The organism is Paraburkholderia bryophila, assembly GCF_013409255.1.
In the GTDB taxonomy this organism is placed as follows: Bacteria; Pseudomonadota; Gammaproteobacteria; order Burkholderiales; family Burkholderiaceae; genus Paraburkholderia.
In genome coordinates this window covers 3786621-3798778 of the sequence record NZ_JACCAS010000001.1, presented here as the reverse complement: position 1 = coordinate 3798778, position 12158 = coordinate 3786621, and the positions used below count along the sequence as shown (strand labels likewise).

At 63.1% G+C, this 12158-nt stretch carries 14 protein-coding genes and 2 tRNA genes; 9 read left to right on the top strand and 7 right to left on the bottom strand.

Features of this window, described 5'->3' with window-relative positions; translation table 11 throughout:
* Positions 1-34: 34 nt before the first annotated feature.
* The 3 genes from GGD40_RS17010 to GGD40_RS17000 all read right to left on the bottom strand — a co-directional run bounded on the left by GGD40_RS17010 (position 35) and on the right by GGD40_RS17000 (position 2010).
* The gene (locus GGD40_RS17010; RefSeq protein ID WP_179703293.1) at positions 35-1000 is read right to left on the bottom strand and encodes a threo-3-hydroxy-L-aspartate ammonia-lyase; all 966 of its coding nucleotides are present in this window, start codon (positions 998-1000) and stop codon (positions 35-37) included.
* Between the two features lie 150 nt (positions 1001-1150).
* On the bottom strand, positions 1151-1468 hold the full coding sequence (locus GGD40_RS17005; protein ID WP_179744315.1) for a hypothetical protein: 318 nt from the start codon (positions 1466-1468) through the stop codon (positions 1151-1153).
* Positions 1469-1848: 380 nt separating this feature from the next.
* On the bottom strand, positions 1849-2010 hold the full coding sequence (locus GGD40_RS17000; protein WP_176058684.1) for a hypothetical protein: 162 nt from the start codon (positions 2008-2010) through the stop codon (positions 1849-1851).
* Positions 2011-2254: 244 nt separating this feature from the next.
* Between GGD40_RS17000 and GGD40_RS16995 the strand changes: the two genes are divergently transcribed.
* The 7 genes from GGD40_RS16995 (at position 2255) to trmB (ending at position 7730) form a co-directional block, all read left to right on the top strand.
* Positions 2255-3190 carry a Rossmann-like and DUF2520 domain-containing protein gene (locus GGD40_RS16995; protein WP_179703291.1) on the top strand — a complete coding sequence of 312 codons (936 nt, stop codon included), beginning with the start codon at positions 2255-2257 and terminating at the stop codon, positions 3188-3190.
* 77 nt (positions 3191-3267) lie between these two features.
* Entirely contained in the window at positions 3268-3588 is a 321-nt protein-coding gene (locus GGD40_RS16990; protein WP_179703290.1) for an EthD family reductase, read from the top strand.
* 229 nt (positions 3589-3817) lie between these two features.
* Complete coding sequence (locus GGD40_RS16985) at positions 3818-4381, top strand: YggT family protein (RefSeq protein ID WP_179703289.1); 564 nt, start codon at positions 3818-3820, stop codon at positions 4379-4381.
* An 84-nt stretch (positions 4382-4465) separates the two neighbouring features.
* Positions 4466-4539 (top strand) — tRNA-Gly (locus tag GGD40_RS16980).
* A 301-nt stretch (positions 4540-4840) separates the two neighbouring features.
* Positions 4841-5182 (top strand): helix-turn-helix transcriptional regulator, encoded by a 342-nt coding sequence (locus tag GGD40_RS16975; RefSeq protein ID WP_218900914.1) that lies wholly within the window; start codon positions 4841-4843, stop codon positions 5180-5182.
* A gap of 10 nt (positions 5183-5192) precedes the next feature.
* Positions 5193-6572: a type II toxin-antitoxin system HipA family toxin gene (locus GGD40_RS16970; protein ID WP_179744314.1), complete on the top strand. Its 1380-nt coding sequence runs from the start codon at positions 5193-5195 to the stop codon at positions 6570-6572.
* A 375-nt stretch (positions 6573-6947) separates the two neighbouring features.
* Entirely contained in the window at positions 6948-7730 is a 783-nt protein-coding gene (gene trmB / locus GGD40_RS16965) for a tRNA (guanosine(46)-N7)-methyltransferase TrmB (RefSeq protein ID WP_179744313.1), read from the top strand.
* A gap of 106 nt (positions 7731-7836) precedes the next feature.
* On the opposite strand, the gene GGD40_RS16960 is transcribed toward trmB, so the two are convergent.
* The 3 genes from GGD40_RS16960 to GGD40_RS16950 form a co-directional block, all read right to left on the bottom strand.
* Positions 7837-8673, bottom strand: a complete 837-nt coding sequence (locus tag GGD40_RS16960) for an undecaprenyl-diphosphate phosphatase (protein ID WP_179703287.1) — start codon at positions 8671-8673, stop codon at positions 7837-7839.
* A 79-nt stretch (positions 8674-8752) separates the two neighbouring features.
* Positions 8753-9346 carry a DUF1439 domain-containing protein gene (locus GGD40_RS16955; protein ID WP_179703286.1) on the bottom strand — a complete coding sequence of 198 codons (594 nt, stop codon included), beginning with the start codon at positions 9344-9346 and terminating at the stop codon, positions 8753-8755.
* A gap of 28 nt (positions 9347-9374) precedes the next feature.
* Entirely contained in the window at positions 9375-9710 is a 336-nt protein-coding gene (locus GGD40_RS16950; RefSeq protein ID WP_179708501.1) for a YkgJ family cysteine cluster protein, read from the bottom strand.
* 370 nt (positions 9711-10080) lie between these two features.
* On the opposite strand from GGD40_RS16950, the gene hemN reads away from it, so the two are divergent.
* Together hemN and GGD40_RS16940 are read left to right on the top strand one after the other, a co-directional pair.
* Entirely contained in the window at positions 10081-11466 is a 1386-nt protein-coding gene (hemN, locus tag GGD40_RS16945) for an oxygen-independent coproporphyrinogen III oxidase (protein WP_179744312.1), read from the top strand.
* Between the two features lie 108 nt (positions 11467-11574).
* A tRNA-Leu gene (locus tag GGD40_RS16940) sits at positions 11575-11659 on the top strand.
* A gap of 82 nt (positions 11660-11741) precedes the next feature.
* On the opposite strand, the gene GGD40_RS16935 is transcribed toward GGD40_RS16940, so the two are convergent.
* Complete coding sequence (locus GGD40_RS16935) at positions 11742-12155, bottom strand: ACT domain-containing protein (RefSeq protein WP_179744311.1); 414 nt, start codon at positions 12153-12155, stop codon at positions 11742-11744.
* Positions 12156-12158: the final 3 nt, after the last annotated feature.

The following is a 12158-nucleotide window of genomic DNA, read 5'->3' as shown; positions in this document are numbered from 1 at the left end:
TTCAGCAAGCGTTAGCGCCAGCGCCGACGATCTATCAAGCGAGATATTGCGCGAGCTTTTCCAGATCGACATTACCCCCGCTGATCACCACGCCGACGCGTTTGCCTTCCACGGGAACAATGCCGTTCAGCACCGCGGCCGCCGCGAGGCAACCCGTCGGCTCGACCACGATCTTCATGCGCTGCGCGAAAAAACGCATCGTGTCGATCAACTGCGCGTCGCTGACCGTTTCGATTCGCGCGACCAGCTTGCGAATGATAGCGAACGTGTAGTCGCCGAGATGCGTGGCGGCGGCGCCGTCGGCGATAGTACGGGGCGTGTCGATGCGCACAATCTCACCGCGCGCGAGGGATTGCTGGCCGTCGTTGCCGGCTTCCGGCTCGACGCCGATCACCGTGCATGCCGGGCTCAACGCCGCCGCCGACAACGCGCTGCCGCCGATCAATCCGCCGCCGCCGAGACAAACGAACAGCATGTCGAGCGGGCCGGTTTCATCGATCAATTCCTTCACCGCGGTGCCCTGCCCCGCGATCACATGCGGATGGTCGTAAGGCGGAATCAGCGTCATGCCGCGTTCTTCGGCGAGGCGGCGGCCGATCTCTTCGCGGTTCTCGGTGTAGCGGTCGTAGGTGATGACTTCGCCGCCGTAACCCTTGGTCGCCGCAACTTTGGCCGCGGGGGCGTCGTGCGGCATGATGATCGTCGCGCGAATGCCGGCGAGCCGCGCGGACAACGCGATGGCTTGCGCATGATTGCCCGACGAGTACGTCAGCACGCCGGCTTTGCGCTGCTCCGCGTCGAAGTGCGAAATCGCGTTATAGGCGCCGCGAAACTTGAAGGCGCCCATGCGCTGAAAATTCTCGCACTTGAAGAATACCGACGCACCCGTGCGTTCGTTGAACGTGCTCGAGGTCAAAACAGGGGTGCGGTGCGCGACGCCTTCGAGGCGCGCAGCGGCGTCGAGGACGTCGTCGAAAGTGGGAGCGGGAAGCGCATGCATCGGCGAAACTCTCCAGAGCGATGGTTAAACAACCATTCTCCCAGCTTCACCGATGTTTTGGATCACCGCCGCGCCAACAAAACACAAACGGCGTAACCCGGCGATCAAGCCGGCGTTACGCCGTTGAACCTGCGCTAAGCGCTTGCGCGATTAGCGGCGGTAGTAGCCGTGGCCGTAATAACCGTGCCCGTAATAGCCGCGGCCATAATAACCGTGATGGTAATAAGGACGGCCATAGCCGCCGTAATACCCGCCCACCACGACTGCCGGCGGCGGCGCGTAATAAACCGGCGGCGGCGCATAGGCTGGCTGCGGCGCGTAGTAAACCGGCGGCGGCGCGGCATAAACCGGATACGCCGGCGCGATCGGCACCCCGATACCGATACCCACGGACACGTGCGCTTCGGCTGCACTGGCGAGTCCCAGACCGAGTGCGGCGGCAACGACAAACGGAACGATCTTTTTCACTTGTATTCTCCTAGCGCGGCCCACCAAGGTCGCCGACTTCGCATGCGTTGCATGCCATGAAATCAATGTATCGAAAAAGCCCAATCGTATTTGTTCGCATTTGTTGCAAATTGCAATTGGCGGCAATACATCGCAATTCGTCCGTGCGCAAGAAATGCCGAACGGGCGGTGTAGCGGGCTGAAAACTAAGGGTTTCCGCGCGGCCGCGGGATCGGATTGGCCGCTTGATGAAGCGCACGGCGTCGAACGCGCGCTTTTCAGTAATCTTTGATTACAAATTCGCTTCAATCCTGACGGCCCGATTGAAGCGCCACAACGAAAAATGCCCGGCGTTCGAGGCCGGGCATCTCTTACCTGCAAACAGCGCTAGCAGCGGTGTGTCAACCGACCTTCACGTAGGCGAATTCGCGCGACACGCTTGGCGGGACGTAGGCGCCGCTAATCCGCACGCGCGGCGTCAGGCGTTTTTTCTGGTCCCACCAGCGGCGACGCTGGGCGTGGGTGAGGAACCGCAAGTGCTTTCGGTAAGAAAAAATGCTCATCGTGACCTCCCGAATCTGACTGCGAGACGAAATACCCGGAACTGCAACGGCTAAAGCGGCACATGAAGAAATTGTGAGCAGTTTTCAAGCCTGCGGGGCGCGTGCCGCCGGATAACCGGCCAGCCGCGCCATACGGCGCGCCAACTGATCAGAGGAAAGCCCAGGCGCCAAGGCCGCGCGCGAGCGGCCGGATGCGCGATACTTCTGCTTTCCCGTCCCAATGTTCCGTCTGGAGCAGGCAACCATGTCCCAGTCCTCTCTGCCGCGCCTCGGCTTTATCGGTGCAGGCCGGCTCGCGCGGTGCCTTGCGCTGAGCTTTTCCCGCGCCGGTTATCCGGTCACGGCGGTGACGAGCCGCACGGCGGCTTCAGCCTGCCGGCTCGCCAGTCAAATCGAGCATTGCGCGGCTTGTGACGACCCTCAACAGGTTGTCGACGCCGCCGACATCATCTTTTTAGCCGTTCCGGACGACCATATCGGTTCGTCAGCCCACACTCTGCGCTTCGACCCGGCGACGGTGAGTGGTCCGCGTAAGGCGCTGGTGCATTGCAGCGGCGCCTCGCCGGTCGAGCTGCTGGCCCCGGCGCGCGACCAGGGCGCGGCGATCGGCGGCTTTCATCCACTGTACCTCTTTGGCGGTGACCTCGCCGACCTCGAACGGATTGCCGGCTGCTCGGTCACGATCGAGGCCGACGGCGCGCTGAAAGACGCGCTGACGGCGCTAACCGTCGCGCTACGCTGCCATCCGCTGTCGATTCCGGCGGGCGGCCGCATGCTGTATCACGCGGCCGCGCACTATGCCGCCAGCTTCGCGCTGTGCAGCCTCGCCGAATGCGTCGCGCTGTGGCGCACGCTCGGTTTCGCCGAGGACGACGCGCTGCGCGCGCTGCTGCCGATGCTCGCCGGCACCATCGAAACGGCGCGCGACAAGGGCCTGTCCAATGCGCTCGCGGGCCCCGTGTCGCGCGGCGACACGGGTGTCGTCGAAAAGCAGTTGGCGCTGCTGGAAGGGCTCGGCGGCGACCACGCCGCGCTGTACGGTTTGCTGACGCGGCGCGCGGTCGGACTCGCCGAACGCCGCGCCACGCCGCCCGCCGCCATCGACGCCATCGCCGAGGCTGTCGAAGAATCGCTCAACCGCTCGCTGAATCAGGCGGCAGCAGGTGCAAGCGTCAAGTAAGCCGTGATAATGTGACGTCCGGCGCCGCGCGCAATCCGCCAGCGCCGCGCTTCGGGACCAACAGACGAGAACGCACAATGATCAAGGTCAGCATCCTTTATCCGTACCGGGAAAACGGCCACTTCGACGTGGACTATTACTGCGTCACGCACATGCCGCTGGCGGCCAAGCTGTTCGGGCCGTCGCTGAAAGGCTGGTCGGTCGACGTCGGCATCAACGCCGGGCCGCCGGGAACGCCGCCGCCGTATGTCGCCGCAGGCCACTTCCTGTTCGACAGCGCGGACGAGTTCTATAAAGTCTTCAAATCGGCCGCCGAACCACTCACAGCCGACATTCCCAATTACACCGACGGCGGCAACGGCACGATTCTGATCAGCGAGATCAAGATTTCCGTGTGATGGCGAGCGGAGGCGGACAAGGCAGCGATCTATCGTTGCACTAACCGCGCTCAAGCTCGCTGGAACGTCGCGCAATCGAAGTAAGCTGGGCAAGCCCGAAACCGCGCATGACGTGCCCTTCCGCGCAATCGGCGCATGGAAACCGAATGAAACCGCCGGCGCACCGATCGGCTCGCGCCGGCTCCCGGCGGCCGATCGACGGCCGCCATCAGAAGGATAAGGACACACGATGTTTGGCGATATCGCCCGTTTTCTGCTCAATACCGTCTTTACGCTGTTCGGCGCGGCGTTGCTGCTGCGCGCCTGGCTGCAGGTCGTGCGCATGCCGCCGTACAACCCGGTCACGAACGCCGTACTGCAAGCCACCAACTGGATCGTGCTGCCGCTGCGGCGCATTCTGCCGAGTACCCGCAGCATCGACTGGGCGAGCCTCGTCGCGGCGCTGATCGCGGCGATCGTCTATGTGGTGCTGATGGTGGTCCTGACCGGCGCCGATCCGCTGACCCTCGTACCGACGCTGCTGATCGTCTCGGTGCTGACGCTGATCAAGTGGGCGCTGAATCTGATCATCTGGATGACGATCCTGATGGCGCTGCTGTCGTGGCTCAATCCGCGTTCGCCGGCCATGCCGATTCTGTATCAACTGACCGCGCCATTTCTGAATCCGCTGCGCCGGGTCGTGCCGCAGCTCGGGGGCATCGATCTCTCGCCGATTTTGCTCTTCGTGATCGTGCAGGTGCTGCTGATGGTGGTGACGCGCGCGGCGGTTCAGCTGACTTACTTCGTGATCTGAAGCTGGGGCGCAGCCTCGGCTTGGGCGGGAAATGGCGGTGCGATTTGCGCTAACCGCCCTTTCCCGAGTAAAATCGTGCGCTCTGCGGGCGTCGTATAATGGTAATACCCTAGCTTCCCAAGCTAGAGCCGTGGGTTCGATTCCCATCGCCCGCTCCACCGCTTCCGTTCGTGAAGCGTTGCAAGGTGGTTCATCCACCTCTCCCATCAAGACCGTGCTGGACTGGGTCGACATCCACCAGAATCATTTGCTAAGGCCGCTCCGGTCGGGTTAATCCGTCGTCTGGCGAAATTGGCGCGCCTGGATCGATCCGCGACCATTGCCCCCAAAAATGTCTGCAATCCCAGTCTTTAACGCGCTTAAGGTCTGTGATTCCGGTCTTGACGATAAAACTTGAGTGGCATAGCATGTTCTCAATCACAAGCCATAAGTCACTTTAAGACTACGATTGCAGACATTATGAAGCGCAACGAAACGCCTCTCGTGCCGTCCGTCCGTCTCACCGAAGCGCAAATGTTGGGTGAGCGCATCGCCCAACTCAGGCAAGGCGTCAAGCTGCGCCAGTCCGACGCGGCTGCGCGTGCCGGACTGTCCCGGTCCACGGCGATTCTGATTGAAAAAGGCGATCCTGGACGCACGTTGGCGCAAGTCCTGCGCTACGTGCACGCCATGGCGCCGGAGGTGTCGTTGCAAGCGTTACTCGCTGGCGACGTGCCCGCCCTGATTGCGCTGCACTCGCGCAAGCTGCCGCAGCGCGTGCGTAGCGCGACCAAAACCGAACTTCGCGATCTCGATTTTTAAGGAGCCATACTTGGCAACTCGCCGCGTCCCTGACCGGGTAGCCGTTTTTGCTCATGTGCCCGACCAGGCGGAAGGCGCGCATCAATTCGTGCCGGCCGGCCTGCTGGACAGAGAGAAAGCCGCGACCGACCAGCGGACGGTCAGTTTTGCTTACGGCACGCGCTACGTAAAACGCCCGGAAGCCTTCGAGGTGGACCCGCTCGCGCTAAACCTGGCAAAGGCTCGCGAAAATCCGGGCACACGGCGGTATCCACTGCCGGCGGTCGGAGAATTTGGCGGCATTCGCGACGCCGCTCCGGACGCCTGGGGCCGGCGCGTCATCGAGGCCCAGCTCCATGCCGCGCCGAATAGCCTCGACGAATTCACCTATCTGCTGGAAGCCGGCAGCGATCGGGTCGGCGCGCTCGACGTTCGCGAACGCCTCGACACACCGCCCCGACAGGCCGCCGGCAATATGCTGGGCTTGCCGTATCTGCTCCAGGCAGCGGCGGCCGTCGAAGCAGGCGAACCGATTCCGGCGAATCTCCTGCCCTACCTGGGCGGCGCACCGTCGGCCGGCGGCGCGCGTCCCAAAGCGTCTGTACGCGACGAACAAGGCGTGCTGTGGCTCGCCAAATTTCCGGCAAAAAACGACGCCTACAACCTGGCGATTGTCGAGGCAGGCGCTCTGGAACTGGCCCGTGCGGCCGGTCTGACGGTGCCGCCGGTGCGGATCATCGCCGTGGGCGACCATCCGGTTCTGCTGATTCGCCGGTTCGACCGTTTCTGGGCGCCGGCGGGCCAGCCGCTCACGGCCATGGCGCGCGGCTACGACACCGAGCCGCAGGAGGGATTCACCGAAGGACGCATTCCGCAAGTCAGCGCGCTGACCTTGATGGCTTGCCCGGAGATGGAATCGATCGCCAAGGGCTACAAGGATCTCGCGCAGACCATCCGCGAGCAGGTTCATCCCCAGTGCATTGCGCGCGACAACGAAGAGCTGTTCGCCCGGATGGTGCTCAACATCTTCGTGACCAACGACGACGACCACTTGCGCAATCACGCGTTCTCCTACGACGCGCAGTTACAGGGCTGGCGGCTGAGCCCCTTGTACGACGTGGTCCCGCGACCGTCCGCATCACAGGAGAGGCGCTTGCATCTGAGCGTTGGAACCCAGGGAAAACTGGCCACACTGGACAACGCCATGAGCGAATTCGCGGCCTTCGTGCCGGATCGCCCCGCCGCCCTCGGCGTTATCCGCCGCGTCTGGGGCGCGGTTCGAAGCTGGAAGACCGTCTTCGAAGCCCAGGGCGCGACCCCGTCGCTCATCCGGATTCTCGAGCAAGCCATTCGGCCTTTGAACGAGATTGCCAGCGCGAAGCTCGAACACGAATTGCGCCGTACCATCTAGAACCACGGCGCATCGCACAACGCATCATGGTTATTAAAATGCAATGTGCCCGACGTTTTCCATGCGCAAAGCAAGCTCCTGTCCGTCTGGACGCACCCTTTTCGGTTGTGCTACCTTACGCGCACTTGCAACGCCCGCTCCACCTTGCTGCTGAACCTCAGCAGAATCCAGCACGAGCCGCCTCCACGAAGGCGGCTTTTTTGTAGTGGCGGCGGCCCGGCGGCGCGATTCGCCGCGCACGGTGCTGACAAACCGCGCGTGCGAACCACGGCGGCCCATGGCCCATGTCACGCGCAATACACCGCGAGCGCGGAGCGCCGCGTAGCGATACGCCGCCCGAGCCGCGCAGCCCTGACCCTTGTAGCAGCATCGACAATGATCCACGATCCCAACGACGCCGGCCTGCCGGACGACCTCCCTACGCCATCCAGCGCAGCCGACGACCACCCCGCCACCGGCGACGCCGCCGCGCCGCAAGGCGAAGCCCTGCACCTGCGCCGCATCCGCAGCTTCGTGACGCGCGCCGGCCGCGTCTCGACCGGCCAGCGCCGCGCAATGGACGAACTTGGCCCGCGCTACCTGGTGCCGTACACGCCGCAACAACCCGACTGGAACAGCGTGTTCGGTCGTGCCGCGCCGCGCGTACTGGAAATCGGCTTCGGCATGGGCGCGACCACGGCGGAGATCGCCTCGCACCGGCCTGACGACGATTTCCTCGGCGTTGAAGTACACGAGCCTGGCGTCGGTGCGCTGCTGAAACTGATGGGCGAGCAGAACGTGTCGAACATCCGCATCATTCAGCACGACGCGGTGGAAGTGCTCGAGCAGATGATCGCGCCGGACAGCCTCGACGGCGTGCACATCTTCTTTCCGGATCCGTGGCACAAGGCGCGTCATCACAAACGCCGGCTGATCCAGCCGAAGTTCGTCGCGTTGCTGGTGTCGCGGCTGAAACCGGGCGCGTATCTGCACTGCGCGACCGACTGGCAAAACTACGCCGAGCAGATGCTCGAAGTACTCGGCGCCGAACCGGCGCTGGCCAATACCGCCGACGGTTATGCGCCACGTCCCGACTATCGTCCGGTGACGAAGTTCGAGCGCCGCGGGCTGCGGCTCGGCCACGGTGTATGGGATCTCGTATTCCGCAAACGCGGCTGACGGCAACGTCTCAGACAGGGCGCTAAAACCGCCGTCGCCAAGCAAAAAGGTCCGCAAACGCGGACCTTTTTTCATGGTTGAGGCTAAAAGCAAGGCGCGAGAAAACTCAATCCGCCCAACTCAACGCGCCGCTATAACCAACCAGCAGAATCAACAAACCGAAGCCGATCCGATACCACGCAAACACCGTGAAATCGTGCGCGGCGATATAGCGCAGCAACCAGCGCACGCACGCGAACGCACTGACAAAGGCCGCCACGAAGCCGAGCGCGAAGCTGCCGAGCGCATCGACGGAAAGCAGGTGCCAGTCTTTATAGAGCTCGTAAGCGGTTGCGCCGAAAATGATCGGAATCGCGAGGAAGAACGAAAATTCGGTGGCGACGCGCCGTTCGAGACCGAACAACATCCCGCCGATGATCGTCGAGCCCGAGCGCGACATGCCCGGAATCAGCGCGAAACACTGCGCGAGGCCGACTTTCAACGCGTCGAGCGGGCTCAGTTCGTCGACGTTTTGCACGCGCGCCGGCGCATTGCCACGCGCGCGCTGCCGCGCTTCTGCCCACAGAATCACCACACCGCCCGCCACCAGCGCGAACGCGACCGGCACCGGCGAAAACAGCGCCGCCTTGATCGACTTCTCGAACAGCAAGCCGAGCACGATCGCCGGAATCGTCGCAATGATCACGTTCAGCGTGAAGCGGCGCGCGTCGGGACGGCTCGGCAAGCCGGTCACCACACTGCCGATACGCCGCCGGAATTCCCAGCACACAGCGAGAATCGCGCCGAGCTGGATCACGACATCGAAGGTTTTCGCGTGCGCGTCCGTGAAATTCAGCAGGCTGCCCACGACGATCAGATGCCCGGTGCTCGACACCGGCAAAAATTCCGTCAACCCTTCGACGACGCCCAGAATCAGCGCCTTGCAAGCCATTAGCCAGTCCATCCGTGACCCTCATCGCGGTAAATAGTCGGAACGACAGGGCCTGCACGGTCAGGCGCGGCCCTGACGGCCGCGCGCCACGTCATTTCTCGACGATCTGCACACGTATGCCGTTTGTAAGGATCGTGATTGTACCGGGTTCGTAATTCACGCCGGCAAATTGCAACTGTTCGGGCTTGAAGGTGTAAATCGGATAGTTGGTCAGCAATTGGGTGGCGAGCACCGCCGCCGCGGCGCTGATCTGTTGCGTATAGACCTGCGCCTGGCCGCTCACGCTGACGTTGTCGACGTTCGGCGACTTCAGCACGACCGACTTGCTGGCGGCGTCGTAGGCGAGTTCGCTCGATAGCGTGAAGACGCCGTCGACCGGCTGCGGCATGAACGGGCTTGCGAAACGCGCGTCGAGCTTCACCGAGATGCGGTTCGCGTCCGGCAGGAAGCCGACCACCGGGTTGGATAGCGCGACGTCGAACACTTGCGAAACCGTGCGCTGATACGGGAATTTGCGCTGCACCGCGTCCTGCACCTGCTGCTGCGAGAACGTGTAGTGCGAGGGGATGAACGGGAAAGTCGGCGTCGCGCAGGCGGCCAGCGAGATGGTGATGCCCAGCGCGCTACAGCTTGTCAGCGCGGCGAGCAGAAAACGGCGCCGGGCCGGCGCGGTGGGTTCAATCATGCGGAATCTCCTGAAGAAGGTTGGTTGTTCACGCGGTAGGAGTCGGGGCGGTTGCGTCATTACGCGGCCGGGTTTGCACTTCGAGTTGCGTCAGCCAGGCGAGGGCTTCGTCGCGCTCCGTGCCGCACATGTCCATCTGCGGTTGCAGACCGGAACAGCACGCCGGCCGCTCCGGTTGACCGAAGATCGCGCAGCGCAGATCGTCGCCGAGTTGCACGCAACGCACGCCTGCCGGCTTACCGTCAGGCATGCCGGGAATCGGACTCGAAATCGACGGCGCGATACAGCACGCGCCGCAATCGGGCCGGCACGCGTGACCCGCGACGCGAAACGGCGACTCGCGTTTCCCCGCGCTGCCCGCCACGGCGTTTTGCGCCGGGTTCCGCACGTCGATCTGCCCTTCGTTTTGCCCTTCGTTTCGCACTTGATCTTTCACTTCGTTCACCGCTTCGCCCACCACGTCATTCGTCGCGTCATCGACAACCTCATCCACCGCCGCACTCACACCATTTCCCTAAACTCACCCACCGCCAACATCCCGTAGACCCGCATTGTGCCATCGCATTCCATGCGACCTTTTTACGCAATCCAGCAAACGGCCGCTCACGTAAACTCAGAGGATCACAAAGGCCACGCTCAAGAGGCACAGACCGGTGGTGTCCGATCCCGATCCGCTCAGGCAAAGTGCGCCCGAGCATGCCTCTTCCAAGGTGGCCAACCAACCCGAGCCCCTCATGACCACCGCCGAGACGCTGTTTCGCCCCGACCTGCTCGCCAAATACAGCGCGAACGGTCCACGGTATACGTCCTATCCGACCGCGCTGCAGTTCCGCGACGAGTTCGATCCCGCCGACTACCTGCGCGCCGCCGCCGACCCGGGCGCCGCCACGACGGACCTCTCGCTGTACTTCCACATCCCGTTCTGCGACACCGTGTGCTTCTACTGCGGCTGCAACAAGGTCGCGACAAAAAACCGCGCCCACGCGCGGCCCTACCTCGACCAGTTGAAGCGCGAGATGGCGTTACAAGCCGCCTGTTTCGACACGCGACGTCCGGTGTCGCAACTGCATTTAGGCGGCGGCACGCCGACCTTCCTGTCGCACGACGAAATGGCGGAGCTGATGGCCGCCGCGCGCGAACACTTCGCGCTGCTGCCCGAAGCCGAAGGCGAGTATTCGATCGAAGTCGATCCGCGTGAGGCATCGCCCGATACGATCGCGCATTTGCGCCAGCTCGGCTTCAACCGGCTCAGCCTCGGCGTGCAGGATTTCGATCCGGTCGTGCAGCAGGCCATCAACCGCATTCAGCCGCTCGACATGACCGCGTCGGTCATGCAAGCCGCGCGCGAAACCGGCTTTCATTCGATCGGCGTCGATCTGATCTACGGCCTGCCGCATCAAACGGTCGAGAGCTTCAGCCGCACGCTCGACACGATGCTCGAACTTGCGCCGGATCGCCTCTCGGTGTTCGCTTACGCGCATATGCCGCAGATCTTCAAGATGCAACGGCAGATGGACCCGGCCACGCTGCCGTCACCGACAGCGCGGCTCGCGATCCTGCAGCGGGTGGTCGAGCGCCTGACCGGCGCAGGGTATGTGTACATCGGCATGGATCACTTCGCGCTACCCACCGACGAGCTCGCGCGCGCCCAGGCGCAGCGTACCTTGCACCGCAATTTCCAGGGCTACAGCACGCGCGCGGAATGCGATCTGATCGGCTTCGGTGCGTCGTCGATCGGCAAGGTCGGCGATGTCTACGCGCAGAACATCAAGGACCTGCCCGGCTACGCCGCGGCGATCGACGCAGGCCGGCTCGCGATCACACGCGGCGTGCGCCTCACTGCCGACGACCGTCTGCGCCGCGACGTAATAACGCAACTGATGTGCAATCTGGAACTCCGCTTCGACGAATTCGAAGCGGCCTACGGCATTCGCTTCGCCGACACGTTCGAGCCCGAGCTGGAGCGTCTGCGCGGTTTCGAGGACGATGGACTGGTCACGCTCGGCGCCGGCAAGCTCGAAGTGCGAATGGCCGGACGCATGCTGGTGCGCAACATCGCGATGGTGTTCGATCGCTACCTCGGCCAGCAGACACTCGAACGATTTTCGCGGACGGTTTGACGGCATCGCGGCTCGAATCGAGCAACCGGCTTGCCCGTCGTCCGATTTTTTGCCATAATCTGCGTCTTCGCCGCGCGCCATGTTTCTGACGCGTGTGCTGCAAGACCTGCCCAGGTGGTGAAATTGGTAGACGCAGGGGACTCAAAATCCCCCGCCGCAAGGCGTGCCGGTTCGATTCCGGCCCTGGGCACCAAATCGAATTCGAGTTTGACCAGCTAGTTTGAGTAAAACCCGCGAGAGCATAAAGCTTCGCGGGTTTTTTTATGCGCGCGTGTTTATGCTTCTGCCGCGCCCAACGGCGCCGACAACGCACGCAATATGTTCATCGCGTCATCGACACGCTCGGCCGGCACGAACAGATGGTCGTGATAGAAGGCCGACACCACGTTGCACGCGATTCGCGCTTGCGCCAGCTTCGTCGAGATAACGGCCAGAAAACCCACCGCGGCAAGATCCGAATGAACCGTCAACGTAATCATGCGCGCGGTGAAGTCGTAGGCGATGCCGAGGCGATCGGCATCCGACTGATCGAGAATCGCCGTCAGACCTTCGGCTTCGTTGAACAGACAGACCGCATTGACGCCCGCCGGCAGACGGCGATCGGCAAAGCTACAGAAAACATAAGCCGGTGCAGCAACGACCGGCGTCATGTCACGCAGCAACTGTTCGAGATCTCGGCTCGCTTCCATCGC

Bases quoted from the DNA above. Each gene is read 5' to 3' on its own strand.
- GGD40_RS17000 (WP_176058684.1), bottom strand. From the start codon at position 2,010: ATGAGCATTTTTTCTTACCGAAAGCACTTGCGGTTCCTCACCCACGCC.
- GGD40_RS16960 (WP_179703287.1), bottom strand. From the start codon at position 8,673: ATGGACTGGCTAATGGCTTGCAAGGCGCTGATTCTGGGCGTCGTCGAA.
- GGD40_RS16955 (WP_179703286.1), bottom strand. From the start codon at position 9,346: ATGATTGAACCCACCGCGCCGGCCCGGCGCCGTTTTCTGCTCGCCGCG.
- trmB (WP_179744313.1), top strand. From the start codon at position 6,948: ATGATCCACGATCCCAACGACGCCGGCCTGCCGGACGACCTCCCTACG.
- hemN (WP_179744312.1), top strand. From the start codon at position 10,081: ATGACCACCGCCGAGACGCTGTTTCGCCCCGACCTGCTCGCCAAATAC.
- GGD40_RS16975 (WP_218900914.1), top strand. From the start codon at position 4,841: ATGAAGCGCAACGAAACGCCTCTCGTGCCGTCCGTCCGTCTCACCGAA.
- GGD40_RS16935 (WP_179744311.1), bottom strand. From the start codon at position 12,155: ATGGAAGCGAGCCGAGATCTCGAACAGTTGCTGCGTGACATGACGCCG.
- GGD40_RS17010 (WP_179703293.1), bottom strand. From the start codon at position 1,000: ATGCATGCGCTTCCCGCTCCCACTTTCGACGACGTCCTCGACGCCGCT.
- GGD40_RS16990 (WP_179703290.1), top strand. From the start codon at position 3,268: ATGATCAAGGTCAGCATCCTTTATCCGTACCGGGAAAACGGCCACTTC.
- GGD40_RS16985 (WP_179703289.1), top strand. From the start codon at position 3,818: ATGTTTGGCGATATCGCCCGTTTTCTGCTCAATACCGTCTTTACGCTG.
- GGD40_RS16995 (WP_179703291.1), top strand. From the start codon at position 2,255: ATGTCCCAGTCCTCTCTGCCGCGCCTCGGCTTTATCGGTGCAGGCCGG.